This window comes from Mesorhizobium sp. M4A.F.Ca.ET.050.02.1.1 (assembly GCF_003997725.1).
GTDB lineage: Bacteria > Pseudomonadota > Alphaproteobacteria > Rhizobiales > Rhizobiaceae > Mesorhizobium.
The window spans coordinates 1-725 of the sequence record NZ_RZSG01001360.1 but is presented as its reverse complement, the minus strand read 5'-3'; the positions used below and the strand labels follow the sequence as shown (position 1 = coordinate 725).

Sequence of the window (725 nt, the reverse complement as noted above, 5' to 3'; positions counted from 1 at the left end):
CAAGCGCTCGTTGACCGTGTGCAGGCGCGACATTGCCGGCGACAAGGATCTCGAGGTCGGTTTCGCCAAGGACCGGCCGGCGCTCGCCGGCAGCCGCGCCCGGCTGCCCGAGCTGCCGAAGAAGGCCTCGAAGGCCGATATCGCCATCACCCGCGGGCTCGGCGATTCCATGGCGCTGAAGCGCGCCTGCCACGATCAGCGCATCCACAACAAGCTGGCGCCGGAGGGCAAGCTGGCGCGCTCGATCTACGACGCGGTCGAGCAGGCCCGTGTCGAGGCGATCGGCAGCCGCGCCATGCAGGGCGTCGCCGACAATATCGGCTCGATGCTGGAGGACAAATACGCCAAGGCCAATCTCGTCGACGTCAAGGACAAGGCCGACGCGCCGCTCGAGGAGGCGGTGGCGCTGATGGTGCGCGAGAAGCTCACCGGCCGCGCCGTGCCCAGGAGCGGCGAGCGCCTGGTCGATCTGTGGCGCCCTTGGGTCGAGGAGAAGGCCAGCGCCGATCTCGACGGCCTGTCGGCCAAACTCGACGACCAGCAGGCTTTTGCCCGCATCGTGCGCGACATGCTGGTCTCCATGGAGATGGCCGAGGAGCTCGGCGACGACCAGGAGAGCGAAGACACCGAGGACAGTGACGACAACGAGCCGCAGGGCGAGGAGCAGAGCGAGGAGGGCGGCGAGGACGATTCCGGCTCGGAGCAGTCGCAGTCCGACGACGCCG

The 725-nt window shown here is 68.7% G+C and carries 1 pseudogene; it reads left to right on the top strand.

From position 1 onward, the window contains the following. Positions 1-725 (top strand): annotated as a pseudogene (locus tag EOA33_RS37490) (cobaltochelatase subunit CobT); the annotation flags it as partial.